General features: G+C 44.7%; 1 protein-coding gene. It reads right to left on the bottom strand.

The window, feature by feature from the left end; all coding sequences use genetic code 11:
• The coding region (locus ACTQZS_RS15420) for an InlB B-repeat-containing protein (RefSeq protein WP_441476602.1) at window positions 1-665 on the bottom strand (665 nt) is incomplete at both ends.

The raw sequence follows: 665 nt of genomic DNA, 5'->3' as shown, positions 1-665 counted from the left end.
AACTCATATCCTTCCCGATAAGCAAGTGCAAACCTTATCTTGGAACCCTTTACAACCTCTTGCGTCCATCTTGACGACGCATCGTCACTGTAATTATTTTTTCCTCCATTTCCATCAAACGTAATTTTATATCCTGTCGCCCATACAGCATACAGTGTCATATCTGAATCGGGTGTCACTGAAGACAGTTCGTCAGCCGTCCATTCCGGCTCCGTCGCATTCTGGTCTGTACTCCATCCCTTGAACTCATATCCTTCCCGATAAGCAAGTGCAAACCTTATCTTGGAACCCTTTACAACCTCTTGCGTCCATCTTGACGACGCATCGTCACTGTAATTATTTTTTCCTCCATTTCCATCAAACGTAATTTTATATCCTGTCGCCCATACAGCATACAGTGTCATATCTGAATCGGGTGTCACTGAAGACAGTTCGTCAGCCGTCCATTCCGGCTCCGTCGCATTCTGGTCTGTACTCCATCCCTTGAACTCATATCCTTCCCGATAAGCAAGTGCAAACCTTATCTTGGAACCCTTTACAACCTCTTGCGTCCATCTTGACGACGCATCGTCACTGTAATTATTTTTTCCTCCATTTCCATCAAACGTAATTTTATATCCTGTCGCCCATACAGCATACAGTGTCATATCTGAATCGGGTGTCAC

The sequence above is a fragment of the Bilifractor sp. LCP19S3_H10 genome (assembly GCF_052119185.1).
GTDB lineage: Bacteria > Bacillota > Clostridia > Lachnospirales > Lachnospiraceae > Bilifractor.
The sequence above is the reverse complement of the archived record's forward strand: the minus strand, read 5'-3'. Positions and strand labels throughout refer to the sequence as shown.